The sequence below is a fragment of the Pseudomonas sp. IT-P395 genome (assembly GCF_949767675.1).
In the GTDB taxonomy this organism is placed as follows: Bacteria; Pseudomonadota; Gammaproteobacteria; order Pseudomonadales; family Pseudomonadaceae; genus Aquipseudomonas.
Genome location: NZ_CATKPW010000058.1, coordinates 52,586 through 65,203, shown reverse-complemented (window position 1 = coordinate 65,203; position 12,618 = coordinate 52,586). Strand labels below are relative to the sequence as shown.

The 12,618-nt window shown below is 59.7% G+C and carries 11 protein-coding genes; 2 read left to right on the top strand and 9 right to left on the bottom strand.

Features of this window, described 5'->3' with window-relative positions; all coding sequences use genetic code 11:
• Positions 1-322: 322 nt before the first annotated feature.
• Complete coding sequence (locus ACM6IN_RS23985) at positions 323-790, bottom strand: hypothetical protein (RefSeq protein ID WP_007908675.1); 468 nt, start codon at positions 788-790, stop codon at positions 323-325.
• Positions 791-1,243: 453 nt separating this feature from the next.
• Between ACM6IN_RS23985 and ACM6IN_RS23980 the strand changes: the two genes are divergently transcribed.
• Positions 1,244-2,179, top strand: a complete 936-nt coding sequence (locus tag ACM6IN_RS23980; RefSeq protein ID WP_064391361.1) for a chemotaxis protein CheV — start codon at positions 1,244-1,246, stop codon at positions 2,177-2,179.
• Positions 2,180-2,346: 167 nt separating this feature from the next.
• Positions 2,347-3,153 (top strand): MOSC domain-containing protein, encoded by an 807-nt coding sequence (locus tag ACM6IN_RS23975; protein ID WP_414916812.1) that lies wholly within the window; start codon positions 2,347-2,349, stop codon positions 3,151-3,153.
• A gap of 72 nt (positions 3,154-3,225) precedes the next feature.
• Here the strand turns inward: ACM6IN_RS23975 and ACM6IN_RS23970 are convergent, their stop codons facing one another.
• The 8 genes from ACM6IN_RS23970 to ACM6IN_RS23935 all read right to left on the bottom strand — a co-directional run bounded on the left by ACM6IN_RS23970 (position 3,226) and on the right by ACM6IN_RS23935 (position 12,577).
• The gene (locus ACM6IN_RS23970; RefSeq protein ID WP_003226701.1) at positions 3,226-3,510 is read right to left on the bottom strand and encodes a pyrimidine/purine nucleoside phosphorylase; all 285 of its coding nucleotides are present in this window, start codon (positions 3,508-3,510) and stop codon (positions 3,226-3,228) included.
• A 105-nt stretch (positions 3,511-3,615) separates the two neighbouring features.
• Positions 3,616-4,158, bottom strand: coding sequence for an exonuclease domain-containing protein (locus ACM6IN_RS23965; protein WP_007908678.1), 543 nt, complete (start codon positions 4,156-4,158; stop codon positions 3,616-3,618).
• Between the two features lie 70 nt (positions 4,159-4,228).
• On the bottom strand, positions 4,229-6,190 hold the full coding sequence (locus ACM6IN_RS23960; RefSeq protein WP_414916811.1) for an acetyl/propionyl/methylcrotonyl-CoA carboxylase subunit alpha: 1,962 nt from the start codon (positions 6,188-6,190) through the stop codon (positions 4,229-4,231).
• 118 nt (positions 6,191-6,308) lie between these two features.
• Positions 6,309-7,106 carry an enoyl-CoA hydratase/isomerase family protein gene (locus tag ACM6IN_RS23955; protein WP_007908682.1) on the bottom strand — a complete coding sequence of 266 codons (798 nt, stop codon included), beginning with the start codon at positions 7,104-7,106 and terminating at the stop codon, positions 6,309-6,311.
• Complete coding sequence (gene atuD, locus ACM6IN_RS23950) at positions 7,103-8,260, bottom strand: citronellyl-CoA dehydrogenase (RefSeq protein WP_414916810.1); 1,158 nt, start codon at positions 8,258-8,260, stop codon at positions 7,103-7,105. Before atuD ends, ACM6IN_RS23955 begins: the two co-directional genes overlap by 4 nt.
• Positions 8,261-8,290: 30 nt before the next feature.
• Positions 8,291-9,907 carry an acyl-CoA carboxylase subunit beta gene (locus ACM6IN_RS23945; protein ID WP_414916809.1) on the bottom strand — a complete coding sequence of 539 codons (1,617 nt, stop codon included), beginning with the start codon at positions 9,905-9,907 and terminating at the stop codon, positions 8,291-8,293.
• A 3-nt stretch (positions 9,908-9,910) separates the two neighbouring features.
• Positions 9,911-10,780: an SDR family oxidoreductase gene (locus tag ACM6IN_RS23940; protein WP_007908689.1), complete on the bottom strand. Its 870-nt coding sequence runs from the start codon at positions 10,778-10,780 to the stop codon at positions 9,911-9,913.
• 12 nt (positions 10,781-10,792) lie between these two features.
• Positions 10,793-12,577, bottom strand: coding sequence for an acyclic terpene utilization AtuA family protein (locus ACM6IN_RS23935; protein WP_414916808.1), 1,785 nt, complete (start codon positions 12,575-12,577; stop codon positions 10,793-10,795).
• Positions 12,578-12,618: the final 41 nt, after the last annotated feature.

Genomic DNA, 12,618 nt, shown 5'->3' with positions numbered 1-12,618 from the left:
AATTTGAAAGCAACTAATGGGCGGCATAATACCACTTAAGATACCGTTGGTCGCGCTCGCTATATATGTCCATTGAGTCAGGAAATACGTGTTTTGGACGCAAGTTCCATAATGGAAAAAGTCGATTTATTGAGTTCGATAGATGTAGGTGTTACCTGAAGTTGTGCTTCTTAACACACAGGTAAACCCTGAGGTCGGCAGAAAACATGGGTGTCTGTCGTCGGTGATTATTTAATTCGATTTTGTCGCTGGCAGGTATGAAGTATTCAATTACGACATTCAACGTTTCGCTGCAAGCGCCTGCGTGGATACAGCGTGTTGATCAGGCTTGTCCCGAGTAGGGCAATTGAGGCAAACGTTTGCCCGTCAGTGGCGGCTTGAGCTGGCTTTGACCAACCTGGAATGCGAAAGCTTCGATCAGCGAAGTCTGTTCACTTTCATCCAGACTCAGTTGCCCGGTCTGTTGATCGACCAGTTCAAGCTGCCAGGCCATCAACGTGAAGCAATCCTGCAACGCGACCAGGGCCTCTTCGTGAAGGTCGACGCGATCCTGGGTCAGGTTGAGCAGGCTGTAAATATGCAGAGAGAACTCGGAAATTGCCTCCAGCGCCAGGGCTTCAGCCCTGCGTGCGAGTTTCAGGAGGGTATTGAGCATGCACTCGATAGCGTCCTTGTCATTGCTGATCAGTTGCAGATGGCTGAGGCATTCTTCGGACTTGGCCAAGAGTTGTTCGGCCTCGACAAGGAATTCGGGGAAGCGTTGTACCCACTCTTTGCGGTCCATTGGCATGCTTATCTCCACCACGTCATGTCTCATGAGGGAATGCCGTGTGTGGCGACGATCATGAATCGTCGGGAGATCGCGCCCAGACGTGCAGGTGCACTGGCTGAGGGGTTCCAGAGGGGTTGTTTCCACTGAACTGCGATCGCACACAATAGCCTGACTCCGTTCATGCAATGAGAATGGCGTCACATTAATGGCTATTGGATATTGCGAATATCAGGTTGGGCCTGATTGTTACTAGGGGAATCCCTTAGACACGGGAACCTACCGTGCAAACCGAGGTCGCGCCGCAGAGAATGTAGCAGATGAAAATCACCGGGCCAGTAAAGCATGATGTTAATGTGACATCAATGCCTGTTCATGGCATTTTTGACGGGTCGGGTTTGGCAATCAAGAACTGCCATTTGCCGCCGATAACCTCACATAGTGAATTCATCAGAACAAGCCCAGGAGTCATTGATGGCCGGCATTCTCGACACGGTAGACCAACGCACGCAACTGGTGGGTGAGAATCGCCTGGAAATTCTCATGTTTCGACTGGCCGGGCGCCAGTTGTTCGCGATTAACGTGTTCAAGGTCCAGGAAGTGCTGCAACTGCCGAAACTGACTTTGATGCCGCAGCGTCATCCGTTTGTGTGCGGGGTGGTCAATCTGCGCGGTCAGACCTTGCCAGTGATTGATCTGTCGCAGGCAATCGGCATGCGTCCATTGGTGCCAGGCCCAAACAGCACCATCATCGTCACCGAGTACAACCGTTCGGTGCAGGCATTCCTTGTGGGCGGTGTGGACCGCATCGTCAACATGAACTGGGAAGCCATTCTGCCGCCGCCGACCAGCGCCGGGCGTCAGCACTATCTGACTGCGATCAGCAAGGTCGACGATCAACTGGTGGAAATCATCGACGTCGAGAAAGTCCTCGCCGAAATCGTCCCTTACAACGCCAAGGTCTCGCGTGAAAAACTCGATGATCCGGTGCTCGAGCGCGCCCGTGGCCGTGAAGTACTGCTGGTGGACGACTCCAACGTGGCCCTCTCGCAATTGCGCGACACCCTCGGCCAGCTCGGCGTGAAGATGCACATTGCCAGCGATGGTCTGAAAGCCCTGAACATGCTCAAGGCCTGGGCCGATACTGGCGTGAACATGACCGACAAACTGCTGATGATCTTCACCGATGCGGAAATGCCGGAAATGGACGGTTATCGCTTGACCACCGAAATTCGCAATGACCCGCGTCTGCGTGGCTTGTACGTGGTGTTGCACACCTCGCTGTCCGGCAGTTTCAACGACTCGATGGTGAAGAAGGTCGGTTGCGACAACTTCCTCTCCAAGTTCCAGCCGGACAAGCTGGTCGACGTGGTGCGCCAGCGTCTGATGCTCGACGAAGTCCCGGCCTGATCACACACCCATTGTAGGAGTGAGCCTGCTCGCGGAAGCGGTGTGTCAGCCCCGAATCATTACCTGACACATCGCTATCGCGAGCAGGCTCACTCCTGCAGTCATTGCTCTTTGATTCCTGATCAAGCTCGTATAGGGTGGCGTTTTTATCCTCCAGGGAGCTGGCCATGCTGCGTCTGAGCGCGCTTTATCGTTACCCGTTGAAATCCGGCAAAGTCGATGTGCTAAAAAGTGTCGACCTCGACAAGCTGGGGCTTGATGGTGACCGACGCTGGATGCTCGTGGACGAAGCCAGCGGCCGCTTCCTGACCCAACGCGCCGAAGCGAAGATGAGTCAGTTGTCGGCGCTGTGGAATGCGCAGGGCGGTCTGACCCTGAGCGCACCTGAACAGTCCTCCATCGAAATCGCCTTGCCGGGCAATGACGCCGAACTGCGCGGTGTGACGATCTGGCGCGACACCTTGCGCGTGCCGGATGCCGGTGATGAGGCCGCGCGCTGGGTCAGCGATTTCATCGGCAAGCCGACCCGGCTGGTGCAGGTGCCGCTGGATCGCGCTCGCACCACCCAGGCGGGCTATGGCAACGATGAGGATCAGGTCGCGTTCGCCGATGGATTTCCTCTGCTGTTGATTGGTGAGGCATCCCTGCAGGATCTATCGCAAAAGGTCGGACGACCGCTGGAAATGCTGCGTTTTCGGCCTAACCTGGTGATCGAAGGCAGCGAGGCGTATGCCGAAGATGGCTGGAAGCGCATACGCATTGGCGAAGTCGAGTTCCGTGTGGTCAAGCCGTGTTCGCGCTGCATTCTCACCACCATCGACCCGCAAACCGGTGAGCGCAGTGCCGATCGCGAGCCGCTGGCAACCTTGCAGAAATATCGCGCTCAAGCCGATGGTGCGATGTTCGGGCAGAATCTGGTGAATGACAGCAATGGTCGACTCGAAGTCGGCATGCCGGTGGAGATTCTCGAGTAGTCCGTCACTGCAACGAAAAATGCCCGTGTCCTTGGACACGGGCATTTTTGTTGGTGCGGTGAAACCGTTGCTTTAGCCGCGGTATTCGCACAGGTAAGCGGTGTCGACCGCGACCTTGAGCTGAAACTTGCTGTTGGCCGGAACGTTGAACTGGCTGCCGGCGGCGAAGGTTTCCCAGTCGCTGCTGTCGGGCAGTTTGACGGTCAATGCGCCGGACACCACATGCATGATTTCACGCTGAGCGGTGCCGAACTCGTATTCGCCCGGGGCCATGACGCCGATGGTCGCCGGACCTTCAGCGGTGCCAAAGGCGATCGACTTGACGGTGCCGTCGAAGTACTCGTTGACTTTAAACATGGGCGATTCCTCGAAAAGGGTTAAAAAATGGAGGCGGCCAGTATGCACAAGGCTTTTCGCGCCGTCACCTGCCCGGCTTCTGTCTGGTGAGTTCTCGAATTGACCCTAGAGTGGCAAGACCAGTGGCAACAACCGTGCGGTGTTGCGCGCATCCTCCAGCGCCCGATGCTGCTGACCACTGAACTGCATGCCAGCCAGTTGCAGCGCACCGTTGAGGCCCAACGGCCGCTCCAGGCGTCGGGCCTTGGCGAAGCGTTGTTTGAGGTTCATGTGCGGCACCTTGCTCAATCCACTGTCGATTTGCAGACGCTGCCATTCCTGCAACAACTGCTTGCGGTCGTAATCGCCCCAGCTGGCCCAGCCTTCGAGGCGCGTCTGATGCTGCGCGAGCCAGCGTTCGAACGCCGGCCAGACTTCAGTCAACGGCTGCGCCGTGTCGATATTGGCCTGGGTGATGTGCGTCAGTTCACGACAAAAAGGCGTGAGCAACGGCCGCCGCGTCGGTTTGACGAAGCGCTGGAAGTGATCCTGCTCGCGCCCGGCACGATCGACCAGTGTGGCGCCGATCTCGATAATTTCCATTTCGGTGACCGGCCAGCCACCCTCATCGGTGGTGGCTTCCAGATCTATGACCAGCCAGTGAGGCATCGCAGGGTTCCTGATTTCCGCGTTCTGATAACTCAGAGCGTAGTCAAAACCCGCATGCGTGTGTGGGCGACTACTCGACCTGCAACAGAACCTGACGATTTTTTACCTGATCGCCGACCTTGACCTGCACCCGCTTGAGCACGCCGTCGATGCCGGCCTTGAGCGGGTGCTCCATTTTCATTGCCTCCAGTACCACCAGCAGCTGACCTTTGCTGACCGGGCTGCCTTCGCTGACCAAAACGTCGACGATGGCGCCGTCCATCGGTGCTTTCAAGGTGCCGGAGCTGACGCTGGTCTGACTGTCGATCACGGCATGAGTTCGATCCTCCAGGCGCAGACTGCCGGGATGGCTGAACAGCCAGAGGTGCCCGCTATCCAGTCGATACGCGTGACGCTGGCGCAAACCGTCGATTTCCAGTGTCAGCGACTGCGTGTCCTGGTCGATGAGTTTTAACTCAAGCGCGCGCTCGGCAACCTGCATGGTGAAGGCGCCTTGCGCTTGAGCGAGCAGTTGCACTGTCCAGTTCTGATCATCAAGCCCGAGTCGATAATGCAGCGGCACACTGGCGTTGTTGCGCCAGCCGGTGAGTGGCGCGCGGTGGGCGAGGGCGCTTGCTTGATAGAACAGCATCGCCGCAATCGCCAGTTCCTCGGCATCCGCAATGTAACGGTGCAAACAAGGGTGTTCGCTGAAGTGCCGGGCAATGAACGCGGTACTGAATTCGCCACTGATGAACTGCGGATGTTGCAACAGGCTGACGAGCAGGCGCTGATTGCTTTGCACCCCGAGCAGCACCGTGTCTTGCACCGCGCGCAACAGTTTGCGCCGGGCCTCTTCGCGGGTGGCGCCGTGGGCGATCAGTTTGCCGAGCATCGGGTCGTAGAACGGGCTGACCGCTTGCCCTTCAAGCAAGCCATGATCGATTCGCGCGCCGTGTTGCAGCGCCGGCTCCCAGGCCTCTACTCGACCGGTTTGCGGGAGGAAGTCTTGCGCGGGATCTTCGGCGTAAAGCCGCACTTCCATGGCATGTCCGTTGAGCAGGATCTGGTCCTGGGTCAGCGGCAACGGCTGACCTTCGGCAACCAATATTTGCCACGCCACCAGATCCAGTCCGGTGATCAATTCAGTCACCGGGTGTTCCACTTGCAAACGCGTGTTCATCTCCAGAAAGTAAAACTGCCCACGCGCATCGAGCAAGAATTCCACCGTGCCAGCACCGACGTAATTCACCGAGCGGCCAGCCTTGAGCGCCGCTTCACCCATGGCTTGACGCAGCTCAGGGGTCATCACCGGGCAAGGTGCTTCTTCGATGACTTTCTGGTGGCGACGCTGAATCGAACAGTCGCGCTCGCCAAGGTAGATCAGGTTGCCGTGTTGGTCGCCGAACAGTTGCACTTCGACGTGCCGTGGTTCGATCAACGCCTGTTCGAGGATCAATTCGTCGCTACCGAAACCGTTCAATGCTTCGGAGCGCGCGGTACGCAGTTGCGCTGGCAAATCAGCGGCGTCGTGCACCAGACGCATGCCGCGTCCGCCACCGCCGGCGCTGGCCTTTATCATCAGTGGAAAACCGATGCGTTCGGCCTCGCGCAGCAACGTTGCGTCATCCTGTTCAGCGCCCTGATAACCGCCGATGCACGGTACGCCGGCTTCGAGCATGGCGATTTTTGAGCGGCGTTTGCTGCCCATCAGTTCGATGGCTTCGGCGCTGGGACCAATGAAGATCAGCCCGGCCTGTTTGCAGGCGCGGGCAAATTCGGCGTTCTCCGAGAGGAAGCCGTAGCCGGGGTGGATGGCGTCGGCGCCGCTGCGGCGGGCGGCGTCGAGGATGGCCTGGGTGTTCAGGTAGGAGTGCTGCACGGGGGCGGGGCCGATGTGTACGGCTTGATCGGCCATTTTCACGTGCAGGGCATCGGCGTCGGCATCGCTGAAGACGGCGACGGTGCGATAGCCGAGGGCTTGCGCGGTGCGCTGGATGCGGCAGGCGATTTCACCGCGGTTGGCGATCAGGATTTTGTGGAATGCAGGCATGGGCTATTTCCTTGGAAAGTTGCATTGCATGTGCTGGCCTCATCGCTGGCAAGCCAGCTCCCACAGGTTTTGTGAGCGACGCAAATCCCCTGTGGGAGCTGGCTTGCCAGCGATGCTTTTAGGTCGCCCACCGCGGTTTCCGCTTTTGCACAAAAGCCATGGTGCCCTCGATCCCTTCGTCGCCAGTCACTGCTTCGCTAAACCACTGCGCCGCCTCATCAAGCAATTCCCTGGACGGCTGCCCAGCACTCGCCAACAACAATTTCTTGGTCATCGCATTCGCCTCGGGCGCGCAACACAGCACATGCTGCAACACTTCATCGAGTCGCTCGGCCAGCGCTTGGGCATCCTGCTCGACAAAGTGCGCCAGCCCCAGACGCCGTGCCTGATGCCCATCGAAACGCGCCGCCGTCAGCGCCAATCTTCGGGTTTCGGTCAGGCCGATACGTTGCACAACAAACGGCGCAATCTGCGCCGGCAGCAAGCCGAGGCTGGTTTCCGGCAGGCCGAATTGCGCCTGATGGTCGGCAATCGCGATATCACTGACACACGCCAGCCCGAAACCGCCGCCAAGCACCGCGCCTTGCAGCACCGTGATCAGCACTTGCGGCGCGTGCTGTGCTTCCTCCAGCAAGGCACCGAACGCGCGATTCAAATCGCGGTAAGCCTCGACGCCCTGAGCGCGTGCATTGGCCATGTCCTTGATATCGCCGCCGGCACAGAAATGCCCATCGGCCCCGCTGAGCACCAGTGCCCGAACAGCGCGGTCATCGCACACAGCCGCCAGCACCGCGCGCAGTTCGCTGACCATCTGCAGGCTCATCGCATTGCGACTGTCCGGCCGATTGAGGGTGATGTGCAGCACGCCGCCATGCAGTTCCAGCAACAGCGTCTGACATTGCGGCAGGTTGCTCATTTCTTTTTCCCCGGCAGGATGCCCATCAGTTTGCAGATGATCCCCAGCATGATTTCGTCGGCGCCGCCGCCAATCGATACCAGCCGCACATCGCGGTAGGCGCGGGCCACCGGGTTGTCCCACATGAAGCCCATGCCGCCCCAATATTGCAGACAGCTGTCGCTGACTTCGCGGCCGAGGCGCCCGGCCTTGAGCTTGGCCATCGACGCCAGCCGTGTCACATCCTGACCTTTCACGTATTGCTCGGTCGCCTGATAGACCAGCGCGCGCAGGCATTCGATTTCGGTCTGCAATTCGGCGAGGCGGAAGTGGATGACCTGGTTGTCGATCAGCGCATTGCCGAAGGTCTTGCGCTCCTTGCAGTACTCGATGGTGCTGTCGACGCAATATTCCAGGCCCTTGATCATGTTCGCCGCACCGAACAGACGTTCTTCCTGAAACTGCAGCATCTGCATCATGAACCCGGCGCCTTCATGGCCGATGCGATTGCGCTGGGGCACGCGTACGTTGTCGAAAAACACCTGTGCGGTTTCCGAACTGCGCATGCCGAGTTTGTCGAGGTGCGAACTGAGGCTGATCCCCGGCGTGTTCATCGGCACCATGATCAGCGACTTGTTGATGTGCGGTTTGTCGTCCGAAGTGTTGGCCAGCAGGCAGATGAAATCGGCGCTCGGCGAGTTGGTGATCCACATTTTGCTGCCGTTGATCACATAGTCGTCGCCGTCCTTGCGCGCGGTGGTTTTCAGCCCGGCGACGTCGGAGCCGGCGCCGACTTCAGAGACACCGATGCAGCCGACCTGCTCACCAGTGATCGCCGGACGCAGGAACTCTTCGCGCAGTTCATCAGAGCCGAAGCGGGCGAGGGCGGGGGTGCACATGTCGGTCTGCACGCCGATCGACATCGGAATGCCGCCGCAGTGAATGGTGCCGAACTCTTCGGCAGCGACAATCGAATAGCTGTAGTCGAGGCCCATGCCGCCGAATTTTTCCGGCTTGGAAATACCGAGCAACCCGAGGTCGCCGGCCTTGCGGAAAATTTCGTGAATGGGAAAGCGTCCGGCCTTTTCCCATTTATCGACGTGCGGATTGATCTCGTGCTCGACGAACTGGCGGACGGTACGGCGCAGGGCTTCGTGTTCCGGGGTGAAGATCATTGTTATTGTTCTCCGTAAGATCCGTGGCGGTCAGAACCGGCTGACGCCGAAGCTGTTGGGTTGCAACGTGCGAATGTCGGCTTCGTGACAGATATCGAGCAAATAACCGAGCAGGGTGCGCGTGTCGCGCGGATCGATCAGCCCGTCGTCCCACAGGTTGGCGCTGCCATAAAGTGCGGTGGACTGGCTGTCGAGTTTCTGCGCGGTGACCTGTTCGAGCATGTCGAGCATCTTCGGGTCCGGCGTCAAGCCGTCCTTGAGCTGTTTGGCTTCGGTAACGATGCGCAACACCTTGCCGGCCTGCGCACCGCCCATCACCGCCGTGCGGCTGTTCGGCCAGGCGAAGATGAAGCGCGGGTCGAGGCCGCGGCCGCACATCGCATAGTTGCCGGCACCGTAGGAACCGCCGACGACGATGGTCAGTTTAGGCACCCTTGCATTGGCCACCGCTTGAATCAGTTTCGAGCCGTGTTTGATCACGCCTTGTTGCTCGGATTCGGTGCCGACCATGAAGCCGGTGGTGTTGTGGAAAAACAGCAGCGGGGTCTGGCTCTGGTCGCACAACTGGATGAACTGCGCCGCTTTGCTTGCACCGTTCGGGGTGATCGGGCCGTTGTTGCCAATGAACCCGCAGGCGCGGCCCTGAATCTTCAATTGGCCGCAGATGGTTTGCTGATCGAACTCGCCCTTGAATTCGACGAAGCAGGATTCATCGGCGATGCGCGCGATGATTTCGCGCACGTCGTAAGGCTTTTTCGGATCATCGGGGATCAGCCCGAGCAATTCATCGATCGGGTAAAGCGGCTCTTTGTATTGCGGCTCCGGCAGCCACGGCAGTTGCTCGTTCCATGGCAGCATACGGAGGATTTCACGCACCTGACGCACGCCATCGGCATCGTTTTCCGCGAGGTATTCAGCCGTGCCAGCGACTTGCGCGTGCATCTCGGCACCACCCAGTTCTTCATCGGTGGCGACTTCGCCGGTGGCGGCTCTGAGCAACGGCGGGCCGGCCAAAAACAGCTTGGCCTTGCCGCGCACCACCACCACGTAATCCGACAGCCCCGGCTGATAGGCGCCGCCCGCCGTCGCCGAGCCGTGCACCACAGTGATCTGCGGCAAGCCCATTGCCGACATCCGCGCCTGATTGGCAAAACTGCGCGCGCCTTCGACGAAAATCTCGGCGGCGTAATTGAGGTTGGCGCCACCGCTCTCGGCGAGGGTGATCACCGGCAGTTTGTTTTCCTGAGCGATCTGTTGCAGGCGCAGGGATTTTTTCAGGCCGCTGGGCGAGATCGTGCCGCCCTTGATCGCGCTGTTGTTCGCCACGATCATCGCGCGGATGCCGCAGACGTAACCAATACCGGCGATCAGCCCGCCACCGGCCGAACTGCCATCCTTGTCGTCATGCAATTTGTAGCCGGCGAGGCTGGCCAGTTCGAGGAATGGCGCACCGGGATCAAGCAACAGATTCAGGCGCTCGCGCGGCAGCAGTTGCCCGCGCTTGTCGAATTTCGCTTTGGCTTCGGCGGCTTTGTTCAGCAGGTTCTGTTCGAGTTGCTGCACTTGTTCGATGGTCGTAAGCATGGCCGCACGGTTGCGGGCGAAAGCCTCGCTGTGCGGATCGAGTCGGGACTGAATCTGCGGCATGGCTTACTCCTTGTCCTTGAGGACATCGGGAAGGTACGCCCGGTGGAACCCGTTGAACGACTCGCTGTGAGTGGCCTTGTGCAACGGCCATGCACGACTGCCGAGGCTGGCTGCGCCATCGATTTTCAAGGTGCTGCCACTGATGAACGCCGCCGCCGGGCTGAGCAGAAATACAATCGCCGCGCTGACTTCCGATTCGGTGCCGATGCGCTTGAGCGGTACATGTTCACGCAGGGTTGGAATCACCGCTTTGAACGCGCCTTCGTAAGTGTCCATGCCGCTGGAGGCGATCCAGCCCGGCGCCACCGCGTTGACCCGCACGCCGGCATGACCCCATTCGAACGCGGCGGTTTTGGTGAAGTTGTCCATGCCCGAACGCGCCGCGCCGGAGTGGCCCATGCCGGGCATGCCACCCCACATGTCGGCGAGCATGTTGACGATATTGCCGCCGTGTTTGCTCATCGACTGGTTGAACACTTCGCGAGCCATCAGGAAACCGCCGACCAGATTGGTGCGCAACACGGTTTCGAAACCTTTCTGATTGATCGAGGCCAAGGGCGACGGGTACTGGCCGCCGGCATTGTTGACCAGACCATGGATCGGCCCGTGTTCGGCAATCAGTTCTTTCACCAATTGCTTCACCGCTTCTTCATCGCGTATATCGCAGGCCTTCCAGGATGCGCGGCCACCGTCCTCGGCGATTTCGGTGGCGACTTTTTCGAGCTTCTCCGGCTTGCGCCCGACCAGCAGCACATTGGCCCCGAGCGCTGCCAGTTCATGCGCGGTGCAGCGACCGATGCCGCTGCCGCCGCCGGTAACGATGATGGTCTGGCCGCTGAACAGATCGGCGTTGAAAATCGACGCGTAAGCCATGCAAACCCTCCTCTAGTCGAGCTGTTCGGCGATGCTCTGTGGCACCGGGATCTGGATTTCCAACAGTTGCTGGGCGAAGGCTTTGCCTTGCGGGTCGATGCGCAGACTGGCCACGCCACCACCGCCAAGCGCGTTTTCCAAAAGAAAATTCAAACTGTGGGTGCCGGGCAGATACCAGCGCTCGACCCGGCCGTGGATCGGGTCGAGCACGTGGCTCATCCAGTCGACGATAACGGCCGGGGTCAGTGCTTCGGCGATCCACGCTAGGTACTCGGGTTTGCGCGGCATGACGCCGATGTTGCTGTGATTGCCTTTGTCACCGGAGCGCGCCACGGCCAGTTTCACCAAGGCCACACTGGCATCGGCGCGGCCCTGTGGTTTGGGCGGCTGATGGGGCAGAGGTAAATTCTCGCTGTCGAGCGCGCTCAGTGAGGGCAGGGTGCATGGATAGTGTTCACCGGCCATGTCGATGTGCAGCGAGCAAGCGCTTTTCTCGATCAGAAAGGAGAACAGACGGATCAACGGATACACCGTTGGCCGTCCGCCGACGATGCCGGTCAGCCCCGGTGCCATGCCGGTGGCGGCCTGGGCGATTTCCCGGGAGAACAGCACCAGTGCCTGTTTCAGCGGGTGGCGCACGGCGAGTTTGATCACCACTTCACGGCTGTCGCGGCGCTGGCCATGAGGGCCGTAGGTGGCTTCGCTGCCGAGCAGTTCGATGTTGATTTCGCTGTAGGGCGCCCAGCCGCGCTGGCTGAACATTTCCGAAGTCTTATCGATGATCGCCCGACTGACGCGTCGTGCCTTATCCACCGCATCGATGCCGGCGATCAGGCAACTGGCGGTACAGCGAAAGCCATCCGGATAGGTGGCGCTGACCTTGTATTTATCCGGCGGCGGCAGGCCTTTGGCGCCGTGGACATGAACGAGGTTTTTGCCTTGTTGCTGAAGTTTGACCTGAGTGAAATCGCAGACCACGTCAGGCAACAGATACGCCTGCGGATCGCCGATTTCATACAGCATCTGCTCGCCAACGGTCAGTGGTGTGACCAGGCCGCCAGTGCCTTCAGGCTTGCTGACGATGAATTGGCCGTCGGCGCTGACTTCGACGATAGGGAAACCGATGTGCTCGTAATCCGGCACCTCGCGCCAATCGGTGAAATTGCCGCCGGTGCATTGCGCGCCGCATTCGATGATGTGCCCGGCCAGCGCGGCCTGGGCGAGTTTGTCGTAGTCGTGCCACGACCAGCCGAATTCATGAACCAGCGCCGCACTGACCACGGCGCTGTCAACCACGCGCCCGGTGATGACGATGTCGGCGCCCAGGCGCAAGGCTTCGACAATGCCCGGCGCGCCGAGGTAGGCGTTGGTCGATAAGCATATCGGCGGCAGCGGGGCGCCGCTGAACATCTCGGTGATGCCGCTGAGTTGTTTGAATTGTGGTTGCAGGTCATCGCCGAGTAACACGGCGATTTTCAGCAGGACGCCGGCCTTGTCGCAGGCCGCTTGCAGGGCGGCGGCGCAGGCTTGTGGATTGACCCCGCCGGCATTGCTGATGACGCGGATGTTCTGCTCGGCCAACTGCGGCAACAGAGGCGTGAGCACTTCGATGAAGTCGCCGGCGAACCCCGCCTGCGGATCCTTCATGCGTGCGCCGGCCATGATCGACATGGTGATCTCGGCGAGGTAGTCGAACACCAGATAGTCCAGCTTGCCGCCCTCCACCAACTGCGCGGCGGCGGTGGACGTATCTCCCCAGAATGCACTGGCGCATCCGATGCGAACGGTGGTGGGCATTTTTATCTCCGACTCAGCAACCTGCGACAGAAGTGTCTGGA

Excerpts from the sequence above, each read along its gene's own strand:
- ACM6IN_RS23985 (WP_007908675.1), bottom strand. The coding sequence starts at position 790 with ATGCCAATGGACCGCAAAGAGTGGGTACAACGCTTCCCCGAATTCCTT.
- ACM6IN_RS23980 (WP_064391361.1), top strand. The coding sequence starts at position 1,244 with ATGGCCGGCATTCTCGACACGGTAGACCAACGCACGCAACTGGTGGGT.
- ACM6IN_RS23975 (WP_414916812.1), top strand. The coding sequence starts at position 2,347 with ATGCTGCGTCTGAGCGCGCTTTATCGTTACCCGTTGAAATCCGGCAAA.
- ACM6IN_RS23970 (WP_003226701.1), bottom strand. The coding sequence starts at position 3,510 with ATGTTTAAAGTCAACGAGTACTTCGACGGCACCGTCAAGTCGATCGCC.
- ACM6IN_RS23965 (WP_007908678.1), bottom strand. The coding sequence starts at position 4,158 with ATGCCTCACTGGCTGGTCATAGATCTGGAAGCCACCACCGATGAGGGT.
- ACM6IN_RS23960 (WP_414916811.1), bottom strand. The coding sequence starts at position 6,190 with ATGCCTGCATTCCACAAAATCCTGATCGCCAACCGCGGTGAAATCGCC.
- ACM6IN_RS23955 (WP_007908682.1), bottom strand. The coding sequence starts at position 7,106 with ATGAGCAACCTGCCGCAATGTCAGACGCTGTTGCTGGAACTGCATGGC.
- atuD (WP_414916810.1), bottom strand. The coding sequence starts at position 8,260 with ATGATCTTCACCCCGGAACACGAAGCCCTGCGCCGTACCGTCCGCCAG.
- ACM6IN_RS23945 (WP_414916809.1), bottom strand. The coding sequence starts at position 9,907 with ATGCCGCAGATTCAGTCCCGACTCGATCCGCACAGCGAGGCTTTCGCC.
- ACM6IN_RS23940 (WP_007908689.1), bottom strand. The coding sequence starts at position 10,780 with ATGGCTTACGCGTCGATTTTCAACGCCGATCTGTTCAGCGGCCAGACC.
- ACM6IN_RS23935 (WP_414916808.1), bottom strand. The coding sequence starts at position 12,577 with ATGCCCACCACCGTTCGCATCGGATGCGCCAGTGCATTCTGGGGAGAT.